The sequence below is a fragment of the Aquirufa sp. genome (assembly GCF_044342065.1).
Lineage (GTDB): Bacteria > Bacteroidota > Bacteroidia > Cytophagales > Spirosomataceae > Aquirufa.
Genome location: NZ_JBIIQN010000002.1, coordinates 1 through 26,747, shown reverse-complemented (window position 1 = coordinate 26,747; position 26,747 = coordinate 1). Strand labels below are relative to the sequence as shown.

Here is a 26,747-nt window from a genome sequence, read left to right as displayed (position 1 = left end):
CATTCAAAAGAGGTTCGTAGAAGCTGTTTTCCCTAATGATATTTTGGAAAATGTCAATTTTGCCGTTGATAATTTGGCAAAAATTTGACAATTAGTTAATCTTTCCCTAATTTTCGGGATACAATTAATCAGTTTATAAATTTTCACCCTAACAAAAAAAAGTACATGAAAAAACTTTTACTAGTTTGGGCCTTAATGCTTGCGTTTGTAAGTGTTTCACAGGCTCAAAATTCAAGTAATGTCAGACAAGTTACCGGAAAGGTAACTTCAGTCGACGACGGTTCTGGACTTCCTGGTGTTTCTATTTCAATTAAGGGATCAGGAAAGGGAACTCAAACGGATGCTAACGGTAATTATACGTTGTCTGCTGCGTCTAATTCGACGTTGGTATTCTCCTTTGTGGGATTACTTCCAAAATCAGTGGTAGTAGGTAATCAATCGGTTATCAACGTTGCCTTAGCGACGGATGCACGTCAGTTATCTGAGGTTGTTGTAACGGGCTATAGTTCCATTCAAAAGCGAACTTTCTCAGGTGCAACAGCGAATATCTCTTCGAAAGAGGTGGCAAGACAACCTTTTGGTTCGTTTGACCAAGCTTTACAAGGGGCAGCAACGGGTGTATCTGTTATGGCGAATGGTGGACAGCCGGGCCAACAAGCTGTTGTCAGAATTCGTGGTAACGGTTCGATCAATGGTGTAAATACACCTTTGTTTATCTTAGATGGTGTTGAAATTTCAGCTGCTGATTTTCAAACCATGAACCAAGGAGACTTTGAGAGCATTGAAGTTTTAAAAGATGCCGTTTCAACGGGTATTTACGGTTCTAGAGGAGCTAATGGTGTATTTGTTATCACAACAAAACGTGGTAAAGCTGGCCAAGTTCAATTCAATTATGATTTTCAACAAGGACAAAGTACCATGCCTGAAGATCGCTTAATTGTTATGAATAGCGAGCAAAAAATTAAATATGAGCTTCAGCGTGGCAATCCATACGGTTGGTCAAAAGCTGAAAGTGATTCATTAAGTAAAGTGAATTTTAGCTGGAAAGATGAGTTATTCCGTACAGCAAAAACACAACAACATCAGATCTCAGCAAATGGAGGAAACGAGACAAGTAAGTTTTATGCTTCATTAGCGTACTTGGATCAAGAAGGAATTGTAAAAACGACAGGACTTAAGCGTTACACAGTACGAGCCAACGTAGATAACAATGTAAAGAATTTCAAATTTGGTTTAGGAATTCAAGGGGGTTTCTCTGATCGTACAAATACATCAGAGGCGAATACGTTTTTGAGTTCACCTTTGAACGCGATTCGTTGGAGTAATCCATATGAGGTAGCCCAACTTCCTGATGGAAGCTACAATCAATCAGGTGGTGCAGGTACGGGCCAATTAGGTTCAGGACAGCCAAATGGTGCGATGGAGTTGTTTTTAAATTACAACTTTAACAAGCAAATTAAAGGTGTGGCTACTTCTTATTTAGAGTATCACATTCCAGCAGTTAAAGGTTTGTTCTTACGTACAAACTGGGGGGTAGACTATACGCAAAATGAGAATGCTGCATTTACAGATCCACGCGTTTCAGGTGGTATCGCACGTCAAGGTATATTGACACGTTCGATGAATCGTAACTTCCGTTATACAGGAACTACTTCGGTTAACTATAATGCGACTTTTGGAAAGCATGAAGTTAGTGCAGGTGTTTTTGGTGAGGTTATCAAGAATGACTACCGAGCATTTGGATTTACAGGTTATGGCTTTACGAATGGATTTACCAACGAAGCTGGTATCACGCCAGGAACAGCAACAACACCAAACTACATTCCAGCAGTTTCAGGTAGCGGTGACCAATATGGTTTAATGTCACTTTTCGCGACAGCTAATTATGGTTATGATGGAAAGTATTACTTGAACGTGGTTGCAAGACGTGATGGTTCATCTCGTTTTGGTTTGAACAACAAGTGGGCAAACTTTGGATCAGTTGGTGCTGTTTGGTTAGCTAGTGAGGAAGCATTTATCCGTGACATTACGTTTATCTCTAGCTTGAAATTTAGAGCTAGTTATGGTACAACGGGTAATAACGGTGCTGATTTGTATCCAATTCCTCAATTTGGAAGAACTTCATACGCAGGTGTGGGAGCATGGACTCCAAGTGTACCAGGTAACCCAAGTTTAACATGGGAGATTAACTCAACAGCTAATGTTGGTGTTGACTTTTCAGTTATGAAAAATAGAATTAATGGTACCGTTGAAGTTTATTCGAGAAATACAACGGACCAATTCTATAACCTTCCAGTAGATCCTTCTGGAGGTGGTTTTACATCGATTCAGAGTAATTTTGGTCAAGTTAGAAACCAAGGTATTGAGGTTTCATTCAATGGGGATGTAATTAAGACTTCTTCTTTCACTTGGAACGTAGGCGGTAATATCTCATATAACAAGAATGAGATTATGGAATTGCCTCAGGATAATGTTATTTCAGGCGTTACTGTATTGTCAAAAGGTAGCCCAATCAATACCTTATTCTTAGTTCCTTACGCGGGGGTTGATCCGGAAACAGGAAATGCTTTGTATACAAAGTTAGATGGTACACAAACGCAGACGTTCAACGTAGCTGATAAAATCAAGTACGGCACGTCAGATGCGCCATTGTTCGGTGGAATCACAACAAGAATTTCATATGCTGGTTTTGATTTAAGTGCGCAGGCCAACTTCTTCCTAGGAAGAGAGATGTATAATAATGATTTGAATAACATCATTAACCCGACATACTATTGGGATAATATGCATATTTCTGTGCTTAACGAGTGGACGCCAACGAATAAAATCACGGATGTTCCAAGACCAGGAAACCCATACAGAGCACAGACATCTCGCTTAATCGATGATGCTAGTTTCTGGAGATTACGTAACGTAACATTAGGGTATACAGTAAATCCGAATACGTTGAAGAAGTTGAAGCTTAAGTCTGCACGTGTTTTTGTTCAAGGACAAAACTTGTGGACGAAGACTACATTTAGAGGTTTCGATCCGGAAGCAACGGGAACTTCATTAACAGGTGCTCAGTATCCTTCTTTGGTACAGACCACATTTGGTTTAAGCATTGGTTTTTAATTATAAACACGTAGAAATTATGATAAATAAAATATTCAAACGTACCTCAGCATTACTTTTAATCGCTGCGTTTACGTTACAGAGTTGTCAAGACGAATTTGTCAATCTCGCTCCAGAGTTTACGCTGGATGCTGTGAATAACCCATCGAACATGGGGCAACTAGAGCAGGTACTTGACGGTGCGTATGCTAATTTTAGAGCCAATGACTATTATGGTTCAGGAAGTGGAACGGGTGCTGGTTTAGCCATTATGCCCGATGTATTGAGTGATAACTTGTATGAAACAATTCAAACCTTGGCAAATTCACGCGATATGTCAAATTTCCAGTTTCAGCAAAATACCGCTCAGATTACGAACATTTACAATTCAGTATACAAGGTAATATCTGTTGCTAATATTGTATTGAGAGATGTAGATAAGTTTACTACACCTGCGAACAAAAAGACAGCGAATCGTATTAAGGGTCAAGCACACGCCATTCGTGCGCTCGCGCATTTTGACCTTTTCAGATATTTTGCTGAAAATTATGATCGCAACAGTACGACTACATTGGCATTGAATTACAGTAAAACTTTTGAAATATCTTCTGATTCAAAGCCCGTGAGATTATCAAATAAAGTATACTATGATGAATTGTTTGCGGACATCAATGCGGCACAAGCTCTTCTTGCGGATATTGACAAAAACGTAAATCAAGGATTTACAGCTATTCGACCTAAAATGGGCTTAGCTGCTGTACACTTGTTGAAAGCACGTGTTTCCCTATATGCTGGTTTATATGCGGATGCTATTGCTGCAGCAACGGCGGGTATCGCGATTGCGCCAGCTTTGGTGAGTAATCAAACAACCTTTAACGGAATGTATTCCGAGGCAGCAGCAGGTGAAATCATTTGGAACGTACAATTTGACGCGGGTCAAAGCGGTCCTTCTTTTGTTGCCTTCTTTGCAACAAACAACAGAAGTTACTTCAGACCGGCATTAGAGATCGCGACAATCGCTGGTACGACTGGTTTGATTCAAAGCAATGATATTCGTTATGCGGCGTATTTTGCTAACGTGAATCGTACAACTGAAGTTCCTCAGGCTCTAGCGTTAACAAAGTATAGAGGTAAAGGCGGTGTTTCTAACGGTAATGCAAATTTTGTTGCCATGAAGACTGCGGAGTTGTATTTAATCAGAGCTGAGGCGTACGCGAGATCAAGTACTCCAAATGATGCGTTGGCAATGAATGATTTGAATGCGGTAAGGACGGCTAGAATTAGTGGTTATGTAAATGAAAATCTAACAGGCGCAACTTTGGTGAATGCCATTGCAGATGAGCGTAGAAGAGAGTTCGTAGGTGAAGGCCATCGTTTCTTTGACCTAAAGCGTACGACAAGAACGTTGACAAGAGGAAGTACCTGTGGAATTCCATCACAGTCACCTATTGATAGATGTTCTTTATCTCCTACTGCGAGAGAATGGACATTCCCTATTACGGAAACCTTGTTAAATGCGAATCCTAATTTGGTTCAAAATCCAAGTTGGAAGTAGTCATTCATACCTGATTAATCATTGAAAGGGGGTAAGCATCAGCTTACCCCCTTTCTTTTTTGCTGATGCATGGCTTTTTTAGGCCTTGCTTTTGTTTGTAATTGATTTGCCTCGTGATTTTTTTTAATGATTTGTGAAATAGTGAATACATGTGCCTGAAGGGGATTCAGGCTATATTAAATCAAAATAATAGTTGGTAATATATACTTAAAGCGAGGTTCTCCAGGTGAGCATCTCGCTTTTTTTGCGACTTTCTTTGGTCGCAATGGTAATTTTCCTAATTTGCATAATTATTATTTATCCTTTTCATAAATTAAATTAATAAACATGAAAAAACTCTTACTCTTTTGGGTTATGATAATGACGGTTTCTAGTTCATTATTTGCCCAAACAAGACAAGTAACAGGAAAGGTTACTGCTTCAGAGGATGGTTCTGCTCTTCCGGGAGTTAGTGTCAGCCTAAAAGGTACCTCAAGAGGTACAACAACGGGTGCTGATGGATCTTACAAGATTTCCGTAAGTGATGGTACTTCACTCGTATTCAGCTTTGTTGGCTATAAGCAACAATCTGTATCAGTGGGAAGCCAATCGGTTATTAACATTTCATTGTCTTCAGATGCATCTGAATTGAATGAGGTTGTCGTAACTGCCTTGGGTTTAACACGTACCAAAAACTCGTTACCTTATGCTGCACAGCAAATTAAAGGTGAAGAATTAACGCGTGTTCGTACGGGTAACGCATTCCAAGCACTTTCTGGTAAAGTGTCGGGTGTTCAAATCACGCAAGGTAACGCAATTGGCGGATCAACTAACGTTGTAATTCGTGGATCAAAGTCCTTAACTGGAAATAATCAAGCTTTATTTGTTGTGGATGGTGTTCCGGTGGACAACTCCGTAACCAACACCTCGAACCAGCGTACAGGTCGTGGAGGTTATGACTATGGTAATGCAGCTGCAGATATTAACCCTGATGATATCGAGTCAATGACCGTGTTGAAAGGAGCTGCGGCAACGGCACTTTACGGTTCTCGTGCATCAAATGGTGTCATCATGATTACCACGAAAAAAGCAAAGCGTGGTTTAGGCTTAACGATTAACACCGGTTTGACAGTAGGAACGGTGGATAAGTCTACTTTTCCTAAATACCAAAACCAATATGGTGCAGGTTATTCAGATCCATACCAAAAAGATGGTTTCTTCTATTTTGATGTAAATGGTGATGGTCAGGATGATTTAGTTGTTCCAACATCAGAAGATGCTTCTTATGGAACGAAATTTAATCCTTCTTTACTGGTTTACCACTGGGATGCTTTTGACCCTGCAGGACCTAACTACCTAAAGGCTAAGCCTTGGGTTGCTGCTCAAAATACACCAATCAAGTTTTACGAGACGGCTATTTCGAACAACACCAACGTATCATTGGATGGTGCAACGGATAAAGGAACGATCAAATTCGGTTATACCCGTAATGAAGATCGTGGAACTTTACCAAATTCAAAGGTTACAAAGAATATCATGAATTTAGGTGGTACATACAATGTTTCATCTAAGTTGACGGCCTCTGCGACAGCAAACTTCTCAGTAGTAGAAGGAAAAGGTCGTTATGGTACGGGTTACGATGGATTAAACGTGAACCAAAACTTTCGTCAATGGTATCAAACTAACGTTGACATTTATGAGCAACGTGATGCCTATTTCCGTAACAACAAGAACGTAACGTGGAACTGGTCAGATCCTTCAACTGCTGCAGGATTGAAGCCAATTTATACAGACAATTACTATTGGACTCGTTACCAAAACTACGAGAACGATACACGTACGCGTGTGTTTGGTAATGCGATGTTGAACTACAAGCCAACGGATTACTTAAATGTATTAGGTCGTATTACGATGGATACGTACGATGAGTTCCAAGAGGAGCGTATCGCGGTGGGATCAACTGATATTCCTGAGTATTCGCGCTTTGATCGTCATTTCCAAGAGGTCAACTATGATCTTATTGCCAATTTCGATAAGAATGTCATGCAAGATTTAAATGTAAAGGCTTTGGCTGGTTTGAACTTACGTAAGTCATTGAACCGCTCAATCTTTGCAATCACCAATGGTGGTTTGATTGTTCCCGGTCTTTACTCAATTGCCAACTCAAAAGGAACGGTGTCTGCTCCATCTGAGTCTTACAATCCACGTGAGGTATTTGGCCTATTCGCTGGAGGAACGGTTTCATACAAGGATTTCTTGACATTGGACGGAACGGTTCGTCAAGACCAATCATCTACTTTGCCTGTTGAGAACAACAAGTATTTGTATTATGCGGGTTCTTTGAGCTGGGTATTTTCACAGCACTTGAAAGATTTACCATGGTTGACTAACGCGAAATTACGTGCCAACTATGCAACGGTAGGTAATGATGCTCCATGGGGTTCGATTAAGAACGTTTATGATCAACCAGCTCCATTTGGATCGACCATTTTATTCTCGGTTCCAGGAACGCAAAACAACCCAGGTTTGAAGCCAGAGCAAACGATATCGAAAGAAATCGGTGTAGAAATGGCATTCATGCAAAACCGTATTGGATTTGATTTGACTTATTACCAAACCAATACATTGGATCAAATATTACCAGCTGCTGTAACTACATCAACAGGATATAATTCGACTTTTGTAAATGCAGGTAACATTGAGAACAAGGGTATTGAGTTGAGCCTTTATGCTAACCCAATCAAAACGGCTGATTTCTCTTGGAACGTAAACGTGAACTTTACACGTAACCGTAACTTGGTATTAAGTCTTTACAACGAAAGCCAAAACTTGCAGTTAGCTTCATACCAAGGTGGTGTTACGTTAAATGCTACGGTGGGTGAGCCTTATGGTATCTTGAAAGGTAAAACTTGGAAATACCTAAATGGCGAGAAGTTGGTAAAAGCGAACGGTCGTTATGATATGACTACAACGACTACGAACAACATTGGTAACGTTAATCCCAACTGGATTGGTGGTGTAAATAACTCATTCCGTTTCAAAGACTTGACATTAAGCTTTTTAATTGATGTGAAGTCGGGTGGTTCAGTATTCTCACTTGATCAATACTACGGTGCCGCGACAGGTGTTCTAGAAGAATCAGCACTATTGAATGACAAAGGAAATCCTTCACGTGACGAAGTTGCTAATGGGGGTGGTGTTATCATGCCAGGTGTTAAAGCGGATGGATCGAAAAATGATATTCGTGTTGAAAACTACTATGGTACTTATGGTTACGCATTCAACCCACAAAGTGAGTTTGTATATGATGCGAGCTATGTAAAACTACGTGAAGCGAATTTGACTTATTCATTACCTCGTTCAATCGTAGCTAAGTTAGGTGGCGTAAAAGGCGTAGATTTATCTGTTTTCGGTCGCAATTTGTGGATTATTCACAAGAACATACCACACTCAGATCCTGAGGAGAATTTATCTGCAGGTAACTTGCAGGGATATCAATCAGGTGCGTATCCAACGACTCGTTCGATTGGTTTCAACGTAAAATTAGTGTTTTAATCATCCTTAATTTTGAATCAGATGAAAAGAATATTTTTAGTTTTTGTACCGCTCTTGTTTCTTGCAACAGCTTGTACAGAGGATTTAGCCTCATTAAATGTGGAGACAAAGAAGCCAGCGACTATTCCTGCGCCAACTTTGTTCTCAAGTGCACTTAAGTCTCTTGCGGGAAACTTAGCGACAGCGAGTGTGAATACGAACGTGTTCCGATTTACGACAAGCCAATGGGCTATGGCGGTTTATCAAGATGAAGCACAATATGATTTTGCAACACGTGCAATCCCGAACACCTGGTGGTCAGGCATGTACCGTGATGTTTTAGCAGACTTGCGTGAGTCATCTCGTTTGATTAATGCTGATGCGACTTTGTTGCCGAAAGAAAAGGCCAACAAATTAGCGATCTTGGATATTATGGAAGTTTACACGTTCTCTATTTTAGTGAACACGTTTGGTAATATTCCATATACAGAAGCATTGAATTCTGCGAAGTTATTCCCAAAATATGATGATGCTAAATCGGTTTCGACCGATTTAATCGCTCGTTTGAATAACGACCTTACTAAATTAGATGCGTCAGGTGCTGGATTTACTGCATCTGAGGATGTTGTTTACAGAGGATCTGTTGCCAAGTGGGCTAAATTTGCCAACACGCTTCGTATGAAGTTGGGAATGGTATTAGCTGATGTTGATGCCAATGCTGCCAAGTCGGCTATTGAAGCTTCAGACGCTGGTGCAATCTCGGCAGCATCAGATAATGGTTTATTCACTTACTTATCTGCATCGCCAAACCAAAATCCATTACATGTGGATATCGTATTGGGTGGTCGTCAAGATTACATCGCTGCGAAGGATTTGATGGATAAATTGTTGGGATGGAATGATCCTCGTACGGGATCTTATTTTTCAACGAATAATGGTGGTAAATATGCGGGTGGTATCGTAGGAAAAGTAAATACCTACGTAGATTTTTCTCGTGCAGGTGCGAAAGTAGTTGCTGCGGATGCTCCTTATGTTTTAGCTGATTATGTTGAAACTGAATTTTTACGTGCTGAAGCAAAAGAAAGAGGATTTAACGTAGCTGGTACTGCTGAAATGCATTACAACAATGCCATTACAGCTTCTATATTATATTGGGGTGGAACTGCTGCACAAGCGGCTGCTTATTTAGAGCAAACAGATGTGGCATATTCAACTGCTGCAGGTGACTGGAAGCAAAAGATTGGTACGCAAAAGTGGATTGCCTTATATAATCGTTCTTATGAGGCTTGGACCGAGATTCGTCGTTTGGACCAACCTAAAATTGCTGAGCCCGTGAATGCAAAATCTGGTTTTCCTACTCGTTTGACTTATCCAAATACGGAACAAACGTTGAACGGGACAAACTACACAGCTGCAGCTGCTGCTATTGGTGGTGATGTTGTTACTACTAAATTGTTCTGGGATAAAAACTAGTTAATTGTAACATGAGTGTTAAAAGGGCAATCCATTGGGTTGCCCTTTTTTTTGCCGAATAATCTATTGTTTTATTCTATTTATAAAGAAGATTTATAAATAAACTATTGGATTTTGAAAAATGCATATTATTTTTCGATTTAAAATTCATTAAACTAAACAATATGAAAAAACTAGTACTCTCCTGGGTGTTAATGTTGGCTTTAGTAAGCACATTATTCGCTCAAACAAGGCAAGTTACCGGTAAAGTCACTTCCTCTGATGATGGAAGTACAATTCCGGGAGTAAGTGTCAGCATCAAAGGTTCAACTACAGGAACGACAACATCTGCAGATGGAACGTATAAAATTTCGGTAGGAAATGGTGCGTCATTGGTATTCTCATCTGTAGGATTCATTAGCAAGACGATTCCTGTAGGTAACGCAACTTCAGTTAATGTAATTTTAGAAGTAGACACTAAAGTACTCAATGAGGTTGTTGTAACAGCGGGTGGAGTCCTACGCGATAAGAAATCGTTGGGTTACGCAACAGCCACGGTTACGAATGAGCAATTAACGGTAGGTAGAACAACTAACCCCGTAAATGCCCTAGCTGCAAAGGTAGCTGGTGTGCGTATTGCTTCTTCAAATGGTATGGTGGGCTCGTCTACGGCTATCTTTATTCGTGGTTTTACTACGTTTACGGGTTCAAACCAACCCTTATTTGTGGTGGATGGTGTGCCAATCGACAACGGTGGAGGTACTAACGCATTACAAAATGGTGTTTCTAATTCGAATAGAGCGATTGACATCAACCAAGAAGATATAGAGAACATGTCCATCCTAAAAGGTCCAGCAGCAGCAGCACTTTATGGTTCAAGAGCGGCCAATGGAGCGATCTTGATTACCACGAAAAAAGGGAAGACTGGTCAGAAAAATAGTGTTGTATTTAATTCCTCATATAACATCGTTGAGGTAAATAGATTACCTGATTATCAAAATGAATATGCGCAAGGTACAGTAGGTGGCAGATATAACCCAATCAGTAATTTATCTTGGGGCCCTAAAATTGCTGGTCAAGCGGTAACCAACGCTTTTGGAAAGCAAGAGAATTTAACAGCTTACCCAAATAACGTGTCAGATATTTTCCAACAAGGATTTAACATGCAGAATAACCTTAGTTTCCAAGGTGGAACGGATAAGTCAGCTTTTAGATTCTCCTACGGAAATCTTCAGGAAACGGGTATTTTAAGTAGCAATTCACTTAACAGAAATAACTTTACTTTGAATGCCAATTCGCAGGTTTCAGAAAAACTATCTGCAAGTGTTTCTGCACAGTACATTACATCGGTTTCGGAAAGATCACAAATTGGTAACCAACTTTCCAACCCGTTCTTCCGTTCATGGTTCATGCCAAGAAACTATGATTTATCGGGAATTCCATTTGAAGATCCTGCAACAGGAAATCAAGTATTTTTTGATAACACAGATAATCCTTACTGGACATTGAAGAATAACACGTTCACGGATGAGTTAGATCGCGTGATCGGTAATATTGCCTTAAAATATTACCTAAAACCATGGTTAGCTGTGAACTACCGCTTAGGTGTTGACGCCTCTTCATATGGTACCCAAGGCTATGATCAGATAGGTGCACGTGGTGGTGCGAATACATCTGCTGGTGGTACGGGTGGTATTGCGAATAGCTCATTGACTTCACGAGATATGAACTCTTACTTCCAGATTATCGGTAACAAGAATATTACAGATGATTTGAAATTAGATTTTAACATCGGTAATGAGATCGTTGAAAGTAGATCAACGTACATGAGTACCACTGGAAGAAACTTAGCGATTAGAGATCTTAAGAATATTTCCAACGCATCGGTAGTGACTGCATTTAATCAAATAGCAAACAGAAGATTAGTGGGTATATTCGGGGAGTTTAACTTTAGCTACAAAGGATATGCTAACCTAAGCTTTACCGGTAGAAATGATTATTCTTCTACTTTTGGTGCGGGTCAGAACTCGTATTTCTACCCATCTATCGCGGGGAGCTTTATTGCTACAGAGGCTTTCCCTGGATTAAAGTCGAATGTGTTAAGTTTCTTGAAATTATCTGGAAACTATGCTAAAGTAGGTAAAGAGGCAGGTACATATGCAACCAACACCTTATTCCTTTTAGCAGGAGCGAGTGATGGTTTCGGTCCTGTGATCAACTTCCCTTACAATAACTTGGGAGGACGTACTTTGAGCAATACGCAGGCTGACCCGAATTTGGGACCTGAGTTTACGACTTCAAGAGAAATTGGATTGGAAGCGAAATTCTTCAAGAACAGAGTTGGTATTGAAATGAACTACTTCAACACCTTGTCTACTGACTTGATCTTTGCTGTGCCTGTGGGCCCATCTACTGGTTTTACTTCACAGAACAGAAATGCGGGTTCATTGAAGCAAAAAGGATTTGAATTGTTAATTACAGCGACTCCTTTGCAAACAAGCAACGGTTCATGGGATATCTCAGCCAACTTTACAACACTTAATCCAATTGTTGAATCTTTGGCAAAAGGTGTTGAGTTTATCCAATTAGGAGGATTTACTACGCCAGGAACGCGTTTATATGCTGGCCAACCGTATGGTTTATTGTTTGGTTCTGTATTCAACAGAGCTTCAGACGGCAAGAGATTGATTGGAGCCAATGGTTTAACATCATTGAGTCCGTTACAAGGGGCAATCGGAAATACGAACCCGGATTGGACGGCTGGTATCACGAATAACATTCGTTACAAGAATTTCAATTTCAATTTCTTAATTGATATCCGTAAAGGCGGTGATGTTTATTCACGTAATATCGGTGACTTATATAGAAGTGGTACAGCGAAAGAAACAGCTGAGTTTCCTAGATTTACGGAGACTGGTGACATAGCAAAACCTTATGTTATTGAAGGAACACTTGCAAATGGCCAACCCAATACAACGGCTGTATCAGCGCAAGATTATTGGACTAATATCTACAATTTTGGTACCGGTGAATCGTATGTGTTTGATGGTTCTTGGTTAAGATTACGTGAGGCATCAATTTCCTACACGGTGCCAAGTAAAGTATTAGCGAAGACGCCAATAGGTAAAATGGAGATAGGCGTTAATGGACGTAATCTTTGGTTGTATGCACCAAATTTCCCTCATTTCGATCCAGAGACCAACGCAACAGGTGTGACAAACTCACAAGGTTTTGAAGCGAACGGTTTACCTCAAACCAGAAATTATGGTTTCTTCTTACGAGCTACTTTTTAATCATAAATATTAATAAGAATATGAAAATTATCAGATATATATCAATGAGTTTGGTAGCTGCAATCTTTGTGGGTACAAGCTCTTGCGACAGTTATTTGGACATTAATGTTAGTCCTAACTCGCCAACTTCCGCGCCCATCTCTCAAGTATTAACGAGTGTAACCGTTAACGTAGGATTTAGAGGGGGTAGCGATATGCATCGTTTTACTTCCCTTATTGCGCAGCAATTTGCTGGTCAAGGAGCGGCAGGTACGCAATCACGTGAATATGCGCGATACCTTATTCAGCCTACAGACGTGAACAATTTGTATGCGTCCTTATTTGCAGGTCAGTTGGCCGATATAGAATATATCATCAACAACAGCGAGAAAAGCCCACATTACCGTGGAGTTGCACGTATTTTAAAAGCATACGTATATTCTCAGGCGGTAGATATGTGGGGTGATTTGCCGTATTCGGAAGCATTTAAATCGCCCGAGGTTAATCAACCTAAATTGGATGACGATGAGGTGATTTACACGAAAATAATTGAGTTGATCGACCTAGGTATTGCGGATGTTAAAGCGACAACCTCTGCGTTAAGTCCAGGTGTGGATGAAACCATATTTTTGGGTAACAGAATGCGATGGGAGCGTCTTGCTAACACCTTGAAACTACGTTTGTTTTTGCATTATTCAGCAAAGGATGCTGCTTTTGCAAAATCTAAAATGGATGCTCTCGTGGCTAGCAATGCGATTTTCTTAAGTTCTAATGCGGATAATTTCCAAATGAACTTTGTGGATGCTGTTTCTTCTCAAAATTCAATCCATCAGTTTGAGATTTCAAGACCAGATCAGTTTTTCCCGAACAAAACGTTGGTAGACATGATGAATAGTTCAGCTGATCCAAGAAGACCATTTTACTTCACTGATTTTCCTTTTGGTTCAGGAAATTATCGAGGCGCAAGTCCGGTGGATGGGCAGTCATTTTCTTTTTCTCGAATTCATACATTCTTAAGAGGAAATTTGAAATCTGCGATTCCAGCCACAAGTGTTAATGCTTCAGGTGCCATTATTGCAGCTGCAGCCTACAACAATGCGTATACTGGTGCTGCACCTATACGTATGTTAACATTTGCGGAATACAATTTTATCAGAGCTGAGCATGCTTTACGCTATGGTGCGGGTGCAAGTGTCGCTGATGGTTTCTTCAAGGAGGGCATTAGAGCTTCTATGAGTCTTGTGGGAGTTAGTGCAGCTGATCAAACTGCCTATTTAGCAACGCATGGAAATCTGAATGAAGCATCTACGGAATTAAACATCGCGAAAATTATACGGGAAAAGTACGTCGCTAATTATGGCGTTGCTTTAGAGCCATGGAACGACTGGAGACGTACTGGCTATCCAACCTTACTAGCAGTAGATCCAAGTGTCGCTGCTTCAACAGGTGGTATTCCGCGCTCGTTGTTTTATCCAGATTCAGAGGTTAGTGCAAACACCAACTTCAAGCAAAAAACCAATATGTTGACTAGAGTTTTCTGGGATACTCGTCCATAAATTTGATTTATGGGTATATAAAAAGGCTGTTCTTTAACTAGAACAGCCTTTTTTTTAAGCCTTTTCACATGTAAAATCTGTAGAGATGGCATCTTATAACTATTTGGTTTTATTCGCCTAGTGGCAAATTATGAAATTGTTGTGACGCATGATGATATACAAAGTTGGTATCTTGTTCTACTGGGCGCCTTTTTTGCCAAATTTTCTATTGTTTATTCGTATAGTTGAAGAATAATTATCAACTATTTGTTGCAATTTGGAGTTTCAGTAGTAAATTTCGGATTCAAATTCATTCATTAAACTAAACAACATGAAAAAACTAGTACTATCCTGGGTGTTGATGATGGCTGTTGTAAGCACATTATTCGCTCAAACAAGGCAAGTTACCGGTAAAGTCACTTCGTCTGAGGATGGAAGCGGGTTGCCGGGCGTAAGCGTTAGTGCAAAGGGGTCTTCAAAAGGGACAACGACTGCCGCTGATGGAACGTATAAAATTGCAGTAAACGATGGCGCAAGCCTTGTTTTCTCTTTTGTGGGTTTCAATTCGCAATCGGTTTCGGTAGGTTCTCGCAGTGTAATTGATGTTCAATTGCAAGTTGACAATCAACAATTATCAGAGGTAGTTGTGGTAGGTTATGGTACGAGAAAGCGCCAAGAGTTTACGGGTGCTGCTTCGTCAGTGAAGGCTGCAAGTATTGCTGAGCGTCCGGTACAATCTTTCTCACAAGGTTTGACGGGTCAAGCTGCGGGTGTTAACATTACACAACCGAACGGTTTGTTGAATAACCCTCCAGTAATTCGTGTACGTGGTTTGAGTTCATTATCATTGAGCTCGTTTCCGTTGGTAGTTATCGATGGTATACCTATTTCTACAGATAACGTTTCGGCTAACTCAACGACCAACAACCCATTAGCAGATATTAACCCATCTGATATTGAGTCGATTGATATCTTGAAAGATGCGGCTTCTGCTGCGATCTACGGTTCTCGTGCAGGTGCGGGTGTTTTGTTAATTACAACAAAACGCGGTAAGTCTGGTAGAGCAAAAGTTTCAATAGAATCTTGGGCTGGTGTTTCAGAGGCGGTACGTCTTCCAGATGTATTGAACGCTGAACAATATATGTTGCACAAAAATGGTGCGATTGCAAACGCGTTAGCATTGAATCCAAACGCCGTAGCTGCATCGCAGCGTAATGCACTAAATCAATCATTTTTGCCTTCTTACACGGCAGATGGTAAATTAATTGATACAGATTGGTACAAGGAAGTTTATCAAACTTCAGTTTCTCAAAACCACAACTTATCTATTACAGGTGGTACAGATAAAACAAATTATTACTTCTCTGCTGGTTTTTCAGATCAAGATGGTTTCTTGAAGAGTAATACTTTCCAACGTCGTTCAGGTCGTTTCAACATGGATCACCAAGCAACGAAATGGTTGAAGTTATCAGCCAACTTAAATTACTCGAATACATTTAATCAGGCGCCAATGTCAGGTTCAAATGCGGGTGGTGCATTTAATACGTCAGGTTTAGGTCGTATTGCTGTGGCTCAAGTGCCTAACTTGCCTGCACGTTTAGCTGATGGTTCATACAACTTGGAAAACAATACGATTGGTCGTATGAATAACTTGTTGCCAGCACAATTTCCTAACCCGGCTGTGGTTCGTGACTTAGATAACATTACATCTGAGAATACACGTTTGATTGCTAATTTAGGAGCTGAATTCCGTTTAGCGGAAGGTTTAACTGCGAAAACAAGCTATTCTTGGGATCGTCGTAACACAGAGAACATTCGTTTCTTTAACCCATTCAATGGTGACGGTTGGTCTGTAAGTGGTGACGCATATAACAACACAGCGCGTTCAGACAACTGGAACTGGATTAATACATTGCAATACAATAAGACTTTAGCTGAGAAGCATAATTTCTCGGTTGTAGCAGGTTCTGACGTTCAGAAAACACGTGTATTGAACTGGGGTGCGCAACGTCAAGGATTGGCTGATTTCTTCTTTACCGATTTCCAAGGAAATTTTGGTACAAACTTGGCTGCGGGAAATGGTATTTTCCAAGTTTCATATGAGGCATATTTTTCTAGCTTCTCATACAACTATGCAAATAAGTATTTCTTAAGCGCAAACTACCGTGTGGATGGTAACTCTGCATTATCTTCAGAGAACCGTTGGGGTGATTTCGGTGGAGCATCTTTAGGATGGACAGTTTCTGAAGAGAAATTCTTCAAGAACTTGAACTTAGGAAATAAGGTTTCAAATGTACGTTTGAAAGCAAGTTACGGTAAAGTAGGTAACGGTAACGTACCGAATGCGTACGGTTCTTACTCAACATTTGCTTCTGGATTGTACGGTGCTGCGCCAACATTGGCGTTTAACCAAGCAGGAAATAAGAATTTGAAATGGGAGACTTCTACACAAACCAACGTAGGTTTAGACGTGAGTTTCTTGAACGATCGTATCCAGGTTGAAGCTAACTACTACTACAAGGATATTGATAACTTGATTTTGAACGTTCCTCAAGCACCTTCGAAAGGTATTCCAGGAAACTCAATCTTGGCTAACGTAGGTTCGATGTACAACAAAGGTTATGAATTAGCAATTACAGCAACGCCAATTGACAACAATGGGTTTGTTTGGACAACTAATGTAAACTTTGCGACAAACGAAAACATGGTTACGTCATTGGTTGACGCAAATACGCCAATCTTAACAGCGACTTCGGGACTTGAGACTACTAACATTACACGTGTGGGTTATTCTGCAGCACAAATTTACGGTGTGAAGACGGGTGGTGTTAACCCAGCGAATGGTCGTCGTATCTATATCACACGTGATGGTACAAAAGTTCAATACCTACACTTGGGTGGTGTGAATGCATGGACAACCTTAGATGGTACGCCTACCACTTCACCTTCTAACCAACAACAAGTATTAGGTAATACATTGCCTACGTTCTACGGTGGTTTCAACAACACATTCCGTTACAAAGGTTTTGATTTAGGCTTAAACTTTACGTTCTCAGGAGGTAATTACATTTACAATGGTTCACAAGCAGGTCTTCGTGACCAACGTGTATGGAACAACTCTGTGGATGTGTTGAACTCATGGAAAACGCCAGGTCAAATTACTGAAATTCCTCGTGCCATTTATGGTGACAATATTTCAAATGGTTCTGCTTTCTTGATTGATGCCAATGTTCAAAAGGGTGATTTCTTACGTTTGCAGACTGCAACATTAGGATACAAAATCCCTACGAATTTGACTTCAATCGGTATTACATCTATTCGTGTATACGCTCAAGGAAACAACTTGTTGTTGTTCACTCCTTACTTAGGTGTTGACCCTGAAATTTCATCAAATGGAGATTCTAACTTGGCTTCAGGTATTGAGCGTAACTCAATTCCTCAAGGACGTGCATTTACTTTTGGTATCAACATTGGTCTATAATTTTAACGCAGATATAAAATGAAATTATTCACAACAAAAATAGGAATCTTGTCTATCGCACTAGCGATGACTGTTTCTTCATGCAATAAGGAATTCCTTAATGCAGTTCCTGAATTGGATTTATCAGATGCAACCGTATTCAATACGCCTGCACGTGTACTTTCTCAGGTAAATGGTTTGTATGGTTCTGCGAAAAGCGGAAGTTTATTTGGAGGTCGTTATTTGATTTACAACGATATCCGTGGTGAGGAGTGGATTAACCGGACTACAAACGGTGTAACTGGTTACGGTACGTATCAAGGAAATCAAGATCCTTCTGATTCGTATATTGCCAACTTCTGGATTCAAGGATATTTGACAATCAATCGTGCCAACTTGTTTCTTGAGGGTTTAGCGGCTAATCCAACCGCTGTATCACCTGCATTAGCAGCGAATTACCGTGGAGAGGCTAAGTTTTTGCGTGCATTGACTTATTTCTCATTGGTACAATTCTTTGCAAAGCCTTATATTTTAGATAAGGGTGCATCGGCAGGTTTACCTTTACGTTTAAAAGGAGAGGCTTCTTCAGCAAATAACGATTTAGCTCGTTCTTCAGTTGCTCAAGTGTATGCTCAAGTGTTAAAGGATTTGAATGAGGCGGAAGCTGAATTGCCAGATTCTTATGGAACAGCTTTGTTGAACACTTCACGAGCACACAAAAACACAGCAGTTGCTTTGAAAACGCGTGTATTGTTGGCCATGGGTGATTATGCAGCTGTTATCGCAGAAGGTAACAAAATTGTTACTGCAGCGGCACCTTTCCGTTCAACGACGCGTGTAGCACATGCCCTACAGGCTGACGTTACTAACGTATTTAAGGCACCATATACAACGACTGAGTCTATCTTGTCTTTCCCAATGGATGCAACAAATGCGCCAGGAACACAAAACCAATTAGGTTTTTACTGGAATGCAGGTAACGTAGAATATACGTTGAATCCAGGTCCAACGGGTATTTACAACAATGCGCAATTTGGTGCTAATGATGACCGTAAAACAAAATTGACTGTTCCAAGAACAGCTGTGGCAAATGCGCCATCATTGACTAAATTCAGTGGTGTAGCTCCATTTGTGGATTTTGTTCCGAACATCCGTTATGCGGAGGTTTTGTTGAACGTTGCTGAGGCGGAAGCAGAAGGAGGTAGCTTGACACGTGCAACTGCGATTTTGCGCGCGGTGCACGCTCGTTCTGATGCGACGTTTGAGTTTCCATCTTTGGCAACTAAATCAGAAGTCGTTCGTGCTATCTTGACAGAGCGTCGTATTGAATTCTTGGGAGAAGGTTTCCGTGCCAATGACGTGTTACGTCGTGGTGAGCCTTTGAACTCGTTCGGTGCTGGTGCAATCATTCAGCCTTCTGATCCACGTTATATTTTCGGTATACCTTTAGTTGAGGTTCAAACAAACCCAAGTATCGGTAAATAAAATAAGTATTTTAAACTTATTGGGATTAAAAAAAAGGCGGCCCATCGGTCGCCTTTTTTTTTGAACTTTTATCAGTATCATAAAAACAATTTATTGTTAATTTTTGTTAGAGGTGTTATCTATTTCTATTTTAATGATTATTCATTCATCATTTGTTAAACTAAAGACATTATGAAAAAAACGCTACTATTAAGTATCTTCTTGTGGCTCATTGCAATGGTTCCATTGCTAGCCCAAGATAGAGCTATCACAGGAAAAGTGACCGGAGATGACGGTTCAACTTTGCCTGGTGTTAACATTGCCATTAAAGGGTCTAAAAATGGTACCAATACAGACGTAGATGGTGCATTTAAATTAAACGTATCTCCTAATGCCGTGCTTGTCGTGAGCTCAGTAGGATATAGTACGCAAGAGGTGCGGGTTGGGAACCGTTCCGTGGTAAATATTTCGCTACAATCGACGTCCTCCACCTTGGATGAAGTTGTTGTCACCACTTTTGGTTCAACAAAAAAGACATCTTTTACAGGATCATCTGCTAAAATTGGAGCTGAAAAGTTGGCGGTTAGACCTATTACCAATATTGGACAAGCTTTAGAGGGTATTGCTGCCGGTGTAACGACAACGTCTACTGGTGGTCAGCCAGGATCTTCTCCCGCAGTTCGTATCCGGGGTTTTGGTTCAATTTCTTCTTCCAACGATCCATTATATGTGGTTGACGGCGTTCCATATTCGGCGAGTATTGCCAATTTGAACAACGATGATATTGAGTCAATCACAGTATTAAAGGATGCCGCATCTACTGCATTATATGGAGCACGTGCTGCAAATGGTGTGGTGATGGTGACAACTAAAAAGGGTCTAAAAGGTAAGAATACAATTAACATTAAGTATACCAAAGGTTTTAATACGCGAGCTATGCCCGAGTATGATCGCGTGGGTACCGCGGATTATTATCCATTAATGTGGGAGGCAAATCGTAATAACTTAGCATACCGTGCAACTAACCCTGTACCTATTGCTACAGCTAATTCTACCGCTTCTGCGGGTTTAGGAGCAATTGTTGGTGCAGGATACAACGTATACAATGTACCCTTTGCTCAATTAGTAGGTACAGATGGTAAATTAAATCCATCAGCACAGTTGATTTACAATCCAGATGATTTGAATTGGGAGAAAGCAGTGATGCGTCAAGGAGTTCGTGATGAACTTAATGCCAATTTCTCTGGTGCAACGGGAAAAACAGATTATTTCTTATCTGTTTCTTATTTGAACGATAAAGGGTATCAAATTAAATCTGATTATGATCGTTTTACGGCTCGTTTAAACTTGAATAGCCAAATGAACGATTGGTTTAAAGTGGGTGCGAATATGAACACAACGGTAACTACTTCGAATCAGTCAACAGCTGATGGGGGTACTTCATTTGTGAATCCTTTCTTCTTTACTCGTGGAATGGCGCCTATTTATCCTGTATATGCGTATAATCCGGCTAGTCCAGGTACTTTCTTAACGTTAGAAGATGGTAGACGTCGTTATGACTATGGTAATTTAAGTTCTTTGGGCTTATCTAACCGTCCTCAATACGGTGGTCGTCACGTAATCGCTGAAACGGAATTAAATGAAAACTTCTTCCGTAGAAACTTATTAGGTGGTCGTGCTTTCGCTGAAATCTCTTTCTTGAAAGATTTTAAATTTACAAACAACGTAGGTGTTGATATTACCAATGCCAACTCCATTGTTTTTGGTAACCCAGAAATTGGTGATGGAGCTCCAGCAGGTCGTGCGTCTAATTTGTTTGAGAATGTAACAAATTACAACTTGTCTCAATTATTAACTTACAATCATTCATTTGGTAAGCATAATGTTGATGCACTTGTTGGTCATGAAAATTACAACCTAGTAAGCAATAGCTTAGACGGTTCTCGTTCGCAGCAAATTTTGGATGGAAATTATGAGTTGATCAACTTTACGACAACGACCAACTTGACATCACAATATGACATGCGCCGTGTGGAAGGTTTCTTTTCGCGTTTGAATTACGATTTTGATTCAAAATATTTTGTTTCATTTTCAGCGCGTCGTGATGGTTCATCTAAATTCTATAAAGATAAGCGTTGGGGTAATTTCTACTCAGTTTCTGCTGCTTGGCGTTTAGATCAAGAGGATTTCATTAAGCAGTTTAGCTTCATTGATAACTTGAAATTAAGAAGTTCATGGGGTCAAACAGGTAACGATGGTGGTATTAGCAACTACGCTTGGCAACCATTATATGCTTTAGGCTGGAATAACGCGACTGAACCTGGTATCTTGCAATCTTCATTAGGTAGTAAGTCATTGGAATGGGAAACGAATACAGCCTTTGATGTAGCGGTAGAATTCGGTTTGTTCAAGAATCGTTTATCCGGTACCATTGAATATTTCGATCGCCAGTCGACCAATTTGATTTTTGCAGTTCCATTGCCACTTTCTGTGGGTATTGGTTCAGAGACTCGTAATATCGGTTCGATGTATAACAAAGGAATTGAGATTCAATTGGGCTATGATGTGATTCGTACAAAAGATTTCAATTGGCATATTGATTTAAACGCGACGCGTTTAGAAAATAAGATTACCAAAATGCCACAGGAGAGTAAGGAAATCATCGATGGTACGAAGAAGTTGAAAGAGGGAAGTTCCCTTTATGATTATTGGTTACGTGAGTATAAAGGCGTAGATCCAGCGACTGGTGCCGCCGAGTATCGCGCTATTTCATTTGTGCCTTCAAATTCACGCATAACTGAAAAAGGAGATACTTTGACTACCAACATTACGAATGCACGTTTTTGGTATAATGGTACTTCGATTCCAGATTTAACGGGTTCGGTTAATACATCATTAAACTATAAAGGGTTCTCACTTTCTGCTTTAATGGTTTATCAGGTAGGTGGAAAAATCTACGATGGTGCGTATGCTAGTTTGATGGGTGCTGGCTACCACAATGCGAAACACGTTGATATCTTAAAGCGCTGGGTTAATCCTGGTGATGTTACCAACGTTCCTCGTATGGATGCAGGTCGTACCGCGGATTTTGATGCCGCGTCAGATCGCTGGTTAATCGACGGAAGTTTCATGAACATTCGAACCGTTACTTTGTCATATCGCATACCAAAATCAGTTTTGTCAAAGTATAAAATTGATAATGCGCAGGTATACATGAGTGGTGAGAATTTCTTAATGTTATCTCGTAGAAGCGGTATGAACGTTCAGCAGAATTTTGGTGGAACAACGAGTAATGTGTATAGTCCAGCGAAATCTTTGGTATTAGGTATTTCATTCTCTTTATAATTTTGAATCATGAAAAATAAATTAGTCATATTTATCGCTTTATTGTTCAGCATGATTTCGATTTCATGTGAGAACGTATATTTGGATACAACGCCTACGGCGAGTATCGATGCAGGCTCAGCATATGCAACTACTAAGAATGCAGCTGCAGCTATTAACGGAATCTACCGTTCTTTTGTCGTTCGTTATTTAAGTTCTCAAGGTCACTCAGGTCACCCGGCTATGATGATTACCTTAGATCATTTAGGGGAGGATTTTTTAATCGGTACAACTGCCGGAACGAACGGATGGCATGCAAACGAGTCCAGATGGGTAGCGCACCGTACCGACGTAGGTACGTTTTCGCAGTTCCCTTACGAGATGTATTACCGTATTATTGGTAATGCTAATATTGGTATTGCGAATATTGATAAGGCTGCAGGTCCTGCTGCTGATCGTAATTCGTTAAAAGGAGAGGCCTTAGCTTTACGCGCTTTTGGGTACTTTAACTTGGTTCAGTTATATGGCAAGCGCTACGAGTCGCGTGCTAAACCGAATACTCAGCTAGGTGTACCATTGGTTTTAGAGCCAACAACCGAAGGGAAACCACGTAACACCGTGGAGGAGATTTATACACAAATCAATAAGGACCTAGCGGATGCTGCCTTATTATTGACTTCTGCTCGGTTGAACAAATCGCATTTTAATTTAAATGTGGTAAGAGGTATGCAAGCACGTGTGGCTTTGGTACAGCAAGACTGGACGAATGCAGCTAGATTTGCAGCTGAGGCACGTGCTGGATATGTTCCAATGAACGCGACGCAGTATCAAGATGGTTTTCAAGATATCGCTAATCCGGAGTGGATGTGGGGTTTTGACCACTTAGAAGATCAATCTGAGTTTTTTGGTGGGTATCACTCGTACATTTCATGTAACTATAACTCAACGGTTATTAGAACGTACCCTAAAATTATCAATAACTTATTGTATGCGCAGATTCCAGCTTCGGATGTGAGATCGAGAATGTGGGTAGAGAATCCCACAGCAACCAACTCAATCGTTCCTCCAGGAGGTGTTCGTCCACGTTTCTTGAACCAGAAGTTCAGATTGCCAGGTGTACCTTCTACATCGGCCATGGGTGATGTACCGTACATGCGTGCAGCTGAAATGTACTTGATCGAAGCTGAAGCAAGAGCTAGACTGAATGATGCAGCTGGAGCTTCCAGAGTATTATTTGATTTAGTCAAAGCACGTGATCCGAATTATGTACAATCAACGCGTACGGGTGATGCATTGGTTAATGAAATTTTACTCCAACGCCGCATCGAGTTATGGGGTGAAGGACATCGTTTCTTTGATTTGAAGCGTACCAATGCGCCATTGAATCGGAATGGTACGAATGCAATTCCAGCTGTTGTCTTGTTATTTGATGTGCCAGCGGGTGATGTTCGGTGGGAATTTGTATTCCCACGTCGTGAGATTAACGCAAATCCAGCGATCGTCCAAAATCCACTATAAATTGAATTTCAAAAGGTGGCTGACAAATCAGCCACCTTTTTTTTACTCTATCCTATGAAAAAAATATCCCTTTTTGTATCGCTTAGCTTGTTTCTAGGTTCAGCGTTTTCAAGTTACAGCCAAGATGCTGATACCTATCAACTGCCGCCTAAGGAAATTGCCGACTTGCTTTTAGCGAAGCCTACACCTTTTGTTCGCATAGATTCGAAAGCAGAATATCTCTTATTACTGGGCCGTAATTCGTATCCGAGTGTGGAGGAATTAGGCCAACCGGAAATGAAGATTGCGGGATTGCGATTGAATCCCCTTAATTTTTCACCAAGCCGACAAAGCCCCATCAGCAGCATTACCTTGCAGGTGATAAAATCAGGTGCTACCCTGGAAATTACCGGTTTACCGAAAAACATGGCAGCTGGTGGCTTTGCTTGGAATCCATCCGAAACCAAAATTGCTTTTACCCAAACCGAGGTTAATCGGGTCGACCTATATGTCATCGATATCGCAACTAAAAAAGTGACACGTGTGAATGCGGATCCCATTAACCAAGTACTAGGCAATGCCTTTACTTGGGTGGACGATCAAACTATTTTATACAAAGCCACCACACATGATGCGGCTGGTGCACCGAAGCGTCCTATTACGCCGAAGGGGCCAACAATCCAACAAAATATTGGCAAAGCAGCACCAAGACCTACATTTCAGGATTTGATCAAATCCCCGTACGATGAGAGTCTGTTTGCGTATTATGCTGAAAGCCAACTGGTACTTTATAAAAATGGGGTAAACAAGAAAGTGGGCAAGCCTGAGCTGACAAACTCTTTCCAATTATCGCCTGATCGCCAGTATGTGATGACGCGGACATTGACCAAGCCATTCTCGTATGCGGTGCCTGCCTATGGATTTACATCGACTGTTTCTGTACTGAACCTGGAGGGGAAACTTATCAAAGAATTAGCCAAACTTCCCTCTGCCGAGAGCGCACCATCAGGAAATGACAACGTGCAAAATGTCCCTAGGGGATTTGAGTGGCGTGATGATGAACCAGCTTCGATCGTGTACGCCATGCCGTTGGATAGTGGTTTCATCAAGAAACCAGTAGAATTTCATGATGCGGTGTATAGCCTAGCCGCGCCATTTAACCAAGAGCCGAAAGAGTTGTTCAAGACTAAAACGCGTTTTGCCGGGGTGACTTGGGGAGATAAAAATCTTGCCTTGGTATCCGAGGTATTGCGTGGGAAGCAGACGTCTAAAGTGAGTCGCTATACGCCACAGACGGGTGCGATGGAGGTTTTGTATGAACGAAATCTAACAGATGCTTACCGCAATCCAGGTAGTCCTGTTCAGACTAAAAATGCCTTTGGGCGCGATGTGATTCAGGTAACGGATGGCGGAACTAAGATTTTGATGAACAACCCAGTGGGCTCATCAGATCAAGGAGACCTTCCTTTTATTGCCAAATTTGATTTAGCCTCGAAGAATAACGAGATTATTTGGCGCGCGAAGCCGGGTCATTTCGAGCAAGTAGAAGAGGTTATCGATGCGGAAAAAGGGATTGTATTGAGCAGAAAGGAATCTCAAACAGAGGTGCCGAACTACTACATCAAAAACCTATTGAATCCTGCCCAGGACAAAGCATTGACTCATTTTGAGAATCCTTATCCGAATTTAGTGGGGATTACCAAGGAGAAAATCAAGTACAAGCGTGCCGATGGGGTAGATCTTACCGGAGATTTGTACTTACCCAAAGGCTATAACAAAGAAAAGGATGGTCCTTTGCCTGTTTTAATCTGGGCATATCCGCGTGAATTTAATTCCGCAGCAGATGCAGCGCAGATTCGCGGAAGCAAAGACCGATTTACGACCTTGAGCTGGGCTTCGCCGATTTACTACGCAACCCAAGGATATGCCATCTTAGACAATGCCGAAATGCCGATTGTCTCAACGGATCCTTCGAAGAAGCCAAATGATAACTTTGTGGATCAATTACGTTTAAATGCGTCCGCAGCGATTGATTATTTGGTGCAATTGGGCGTAGGTGATCGCAAGCGCATGGCCGTGGGTGGTCATAGCTACGGTGCCTTTATGACGGCTAATTTATTGGCCCATACCGATTTGTTTAAAGCAGGAATCGCACGAAGTGGCGCCTATAACCGTACGTTGACGCCTTTTGGTTTCCAAAACGAAGATCGTACCTACTGGCAAGCACCTCAATTATATTTTGAGATGAGTCCATTCAGTTATGCCGATAAAATCAAGGAACCGATTTTACTAGTGCACGGTGAGCAAGATGATAATACGGGAACCTTCCCAATTAACAGTGAGCGTTTATACGCGGCTTTGAAAGGAAATGGAGGCACAACCCGCTTTGTGTATTTACCCTACGAAGCACATAGCTACCGTGGCCGAGAAAATGTCCTACACTTGCTGTGGGAACAGTTTCAGTGGTTGGAGAAATATCTTAAATAAATTAAAAAGGCGACCCTTCGGTCGCCTTTTTAATTGTAGAGACGCGATACCTCGCGTCTAAATTTATTTTAAAGACGCGAGGTATCGCGTCTCTA

11 protein-coding genes are annotated in these 26,747 nt (G+C 40.9%); all 11 read left to right on the top strand.

All coding sequences use genetic code 11. The annotated features are described in order from the left end of the window. The first annotated feature begins 165 nt into the window (after positions 1–165). The 11 genes from ACIQZ2_RS01050 to ACIQZ2_RS01000 all read left to right on the top strand — a co-directional run bounded on the left by ACIQZ2_RS01050 (position 166) and on the right by ACIQZ2_RS01000 (position 26,652). Positions 166–3,114: a SusC/RagA family TonB-linked outer membrane protein gene (locus ACIQZ2_RS01050; RefSeq protein ID WP_395766977.1), complete on the top strand. Its 2,949-nt coding sequence runs from the start codon at positions 166–168 to the stop codon at positions 3,112–3,114. A gap of 19 nt (positions 3,115–3,133) precedes the next feature. After that, positions 3,134–4,648 (top strand): RagB/SusD family nutrient uptake outer membrane protein, encoded by a 1,515-nt coding sequence (locus ACIQZ2_RS01045; RefSeq protein ID WP_395766976.1) that lies wholly within the window; start codon positions 3,134–3,136, stop codon positions 4,646–4,648. A gap of 327 nt (positions 4,649–4,975) precedes the next feature. Next, entirely contained in the window at positions 4,976–8,182 is a 3,207-nt protein-coding gene (locus tag ACIQZ2_RS01040; protein WP_395766975.1) for a SusC/RagA family TonB-linked outer membrane protein, read from the top strand. Positions 8,183–8,203: 21 nt separating this feature from the next. Further along, a complete protein-coding gene (locus ACIQZ2_RS01035) occupies positions 8,204–9,634 on the top strand; it encodes a SusD/RagB family nutrient-binding outer membrane lipoprotein (protein WP_395766974.1) in 1,431 nt (476 codons plus the stop codon). 164 nt (positions 9,635–9,798) lie between these two features. After that, entirely contained in the window at positions 9,799–12,906 is a 3,108-nt protein-coding gene (locus tag ACIQZ2_RS01030) for a SusC/RagA family TonB-linked outer membrane protein (RefSeq protein ID WP_395766973.1), read from the top strand. A gap of 20 nt (positions 12,907–12,926) precedes the next feature. Beyond that, positions 12,927–14,441 carry a SusD/RagB family nutrient-binding outer membrane lipoprotein gene (locus ACIQZ2_RS01025; RefSeq protein WP_395766972.1) on the top strand — a complete coding sequence of 505 codons (1,515 nt, stop codon included), beginning with the start codon at positions 12,927–12,929 and terminating at the stop codon, positions 14,439–14,441. A 310-nt stretch (positions 14,442–14,751) separates the two neighbouring features. Beyond that, a complete protein-coding gene (locus tag ACIQZ2_RS01020; protein WP_395766971.1) occupies positions 14,752–17,901 on the top strand; it encodes a SusC/RagA family TonB-linked outer membrane protein in 3,150 nt (1,049 codons plus the stop codon). 18 nt (positions 17,902–17,919) lie between these two features. After that, entirely contained in the window at positions 17,920–19,365 is a 1,446-nt protein-coding gene (locus ACIQZ2_RS01015; protein ID WP_395766970.1) for a RagB/SusD family nutrient uptake outer membrane protein, read from the top strand. 171 nt (positions 19,366–19,536) lie between these two features. Further along, positions 19,537–22,689, top strand: a complete 3,153-nt coding sequence (locus tag ACIQZ2_RS01010; RefSeq protein ID WP_395766969.1) for a SusC/RagA family TonB-linked outer membrane protein — start codon at positions 19,537–19,539, stop codon at positions 22,687–22,689. A 9-nt stretch (positions 22,690–22,698) separates the two neighbouring features. Beyond that, entirely contained in the window at positions 22,699–24,186 is a 1,488-nt protein-coding gene (locus tag ACIQZ2_RS01005; RefSeq protein ID WP_395766968.1) for a RagB/SusD family nutrient uptake outer membrane protein, read from the top strand. 54 nt (positions 24,187–24,240) lie between these two features. After that, entirely contained in the window at positions 24,241–26,652 is a 2,412-nt protein-coding gene (locus ACIQZ2_RS01000) for an alpha/beta hydrolase family protein (protein WP_395766967.1), read from the top strand. Positions 26,653–26,747: the final 95 nt, after the last annotated feature.

What these genes read in the sequence shown, in the direction of transcription:
- ACIQZ2_RS01050 (WP_395766977.1), top strand. Translation starts at nt 166, where the DNA reads ATGAAAAAACTTTTACTAGTTTGGGCCTTAATGCTTGCGTTTGTAAGT.
- ACIQZ2_RS01045 (WP_395766976.1), top strand. Translation starts at nt 3,134, where the DNA reads ATGATAAATAAAATATTCAAACGTACCTCAGCATTACTTTTAATCGCT.
- ACIQZ2_RS01040 (WP_395766975.1), top strand. Translation starts at nt 4,976, where the DNA reads ATGAAAAAACTCTTACTCTTTTGGGTTATGATAATGACGGTTTCTAGT.
- ACIQZ2_RS01035 (WP_395766974.1), top strand. Translation starts at nt 8,204, where the DNA reads ATGAAAAGAATATTTTTAGTTTTTGTACCGCTCTTGTTTCTTGCAACA.
- ACIQZ2_RS01030 (WP_395766973.1), top strand. Translation starts at nt 9,799, where the DNA reads ATGAAAAAACTAGTACTCTCCTGGGTGTTAATGTTGGCTTTAGTAAGC.
- ACIQZ2_RS01025 (WP_395766972.1), top strand. Translation starts at nt 12,927, where the DNA reads ATGAAAATTATCAGATATATATCAATGAGTTTGGTAGCTGCAATCTTT.
- ACIQZ2_RS01020 (WP_395766971.1), top strand. Translation starts at nt 14,752, where the DNA reads ATGAAAAAACTAGTACTATCCTGGGTGTTGATGATGGCTGTTGTAAGC.
- ACIQZ2_RS01015 (WP_395766970.1), top strand. Translation starts at nt 17,920, where the DNA reads ATGAAATTATTCACAACAAAAATAGGAATCTTGTCTATCGCACTAGCG.
- ACIQZ2_RS01010 (WP_395766969.1), top strand. Translation starts at nt 19,537, where the DNA reads ATGAAAAAAACGCTACTATTAAGTATCTTCTTGTGGCTCATTGCAATG.
- ACIQZ2_RS01005 (WP_395766968.1), top strand. Translation starts at nt 22,699, where the DNA reads ATGAAAAATAAATTAGTCATATTTATCGCTTTATTGTTCAGCATGATT.
- ACIQZ2_RS01000 (WP_395766967.1), top strand. Translation starts at nt 24,241, where the DNA reads ATGAAAAAAATATCCCTTTTTGTATCGCTTAGCTTGTTTCTAGGTTCA.